At 77.4% G+C, this 705-nt stretch carries 1 pseudogene; it reads left to right on the forward strand.

Features of this window, described 5'->3' with window-relative positions:
- A pseudogene (locus AB1460_RS38025) lies at nt 1-705 on the forward strand (RNA polymerase subunit sigma); the annotation flags it as partial.

Below are 705 nucleotides of genomic sequence, written 5' to 3' on the forward strand. Positions count from 1 at the left end.
GTTGCAGCGCACCTTCGACCGCGCGGCGGTCGCCGCCGGTGCAGCCGCCGCGGCGGCAAGCAAGCGGGCCGCGGAGCGCACCGGGCCGGAGCCTGTGGGCTCGACCGACAGCTCGGCGGCTCAGGGCATGGCTGCGCGGCCCCACCGCGGAACAGCCGCCGGCGGCGCACCAGCCTTCCCGGGCGGCTCGGCCGGCCCGATACCGACACCGGCGGCGCGAGCGGCCTTCACCGCCTCCGGCGGAGCCGGCACACGACGCGGTCCCGGCGGCCCCGGAGAAGGAAAGGCCGGCTACCCGCACGACGACGCGGTCACGATCGTCTCCCCGTCCACCGGGCTGCACGCGGGCTCTGGGGACGGCCACGAACAGCCCACGCCGACCGGTGACAGCGATGCAGGCAGCCACGGCGCCCTCCCGCTCCTCGCCGTCGACCGGGCCATTCCGATCCAGGAAACCCGTGGCGGCGGCGCGGCCGAGTTCCGCGCACGCCCAGCCGTCGCGGTGGCGGCCGCGTTGGCGGTGGCCGTGGCCGGGCTCACCGCGGTCATCTCCTGGCCCACCGGGCAGTCCGAGCTGGTCGCCGACACCGGTCCCAGCATCGTCGCGATCACGCCGTCGCTGCCACCCGGCCCGCTGCCGACGATGACCCAGCCGCCGCTGGCGCCCGTACCGCCGCCCCCGACCGTCGCGGGCGTGTACACCAG

Origin of the sequence: Parafrankia sp. FMc2 (genome assembly GCF_041008525.1) — a bacterium.
Classification (GTDB): Bacteria; Actinomycetota; Actinomycetes; order Frankiales; family Frankiaceae; genus Parafrankia.